Below are 1,156 nucleotides of genomic sequence, written 5' to 3'. Positions count from 1 at the left end.
CTGATGTGGGTGAATACAACCAAAACCTGTCTAACACCGATTGGTTCTCCTCGGTGTTTGTTGAGCCTGACTTAAGCAAGCTTGAAGATGGGCGCGAGTTGCCGATTAAAGTCTCGTTAGCGCCTGCTGCGAAAAACCAAATTGAAACCGGTATTGGTTACTCCACCGATACGGGTGTGCGCGGCACTTTAAAATGGAAAAAACCATGGGTAAGTGCACGCGGTCATAGCTTTAATACGGCGCTTTCTCTCTCCAAACCAGAACAAACCATCACCGCCGGCTACAAAATTCCATTAGACGACGTCTTACGTGAATACTATCAATTGCAATTTGGTCTGAAGCATTTGGACAACCGTGATACTGAGAGTTTGGAATCAAACCTTGCGGTAGAAAGACACTGGTTAACCGACGGTGGTTGGCACAAAACCGTGTACGTTCGTCACTTGTACGAAAACTTCTCGCAAGGTTTGCAAGATGATGGCGTGCAGTTTGTGCTTCCTGGCGCAACCTTTTCGCGTACTCGTGTCCGTGGTGGCAGTATGCCAATGTGGGGCGATAAGCAAAGCGTAACGGTTGAATACGGCGATCCGGCGCTACTGTCTGAAACGCGCGTATTGCGTTTGCTTGGGCGATCTTCGTGGATTCGTGGCATCGGCGAAAACCATCGTGGTTTGTTCCGTCTCGAAGGGGGGGCTAATATCACGGAGGAATTTGAAAAGCTTTCGCCATCGTTGCGTTTCTTTGCTGGTGGTGACAACAACATCCGTGGTTATGGCTATGAATCCATCTCACCTGTCGATGAAAGTGGCGCATTAACGGGTGCGAAATACATCTTAAGCAGCACCTTAGAGTATCAATATCGTGTTTACGGCAACTGGTGGGCCGCAACGTTCTACGATATTGGTGATGCGTTTAATGACACACCTGAATGGAAATCTGGTGCCGGGGTTGGTATTCGATGGGCTTCACCTGTGGGACCGGTAAGCTTCGACTTTGCGTGGGGGCTGGATGAAAAGCCAAACAACGAATTCCGCATCCACTTCTCTTTGGGGCCTGAGCTATGATCAAAAAGATGTTTAAGTGGACCAAGTGGTTATCACTAAGTTTGATTGGTCTGCTGTTGTTAATCACTATTTTTGTCGCAACGGTACTGTTT

1 protein-coding gene is annotated in these 1,156 nt (G+C 48.2%); it reads left to right on the top strand.

Going from position 1 to position 1,156, the window contains the following annotated elements:
* The coding region (locus tag R7E78_RS24370) for an autotransporter assembly complex family protein (RefSeq protein WP_318058370.1) at positions 1–1,064 on the top strand (1,064 nt) is incomplete at its 5' end.
* Positions 1,065–1,156: the final 92 nt, after the last annotated feature.

The organism is Vibrio sp. YT-19(2023), assembly GCF_033337395.1.
Note: the sequence above shows the minus strand (reverse complement) of the source record. Positions and strands in the feature narration are given on the sequence as shown.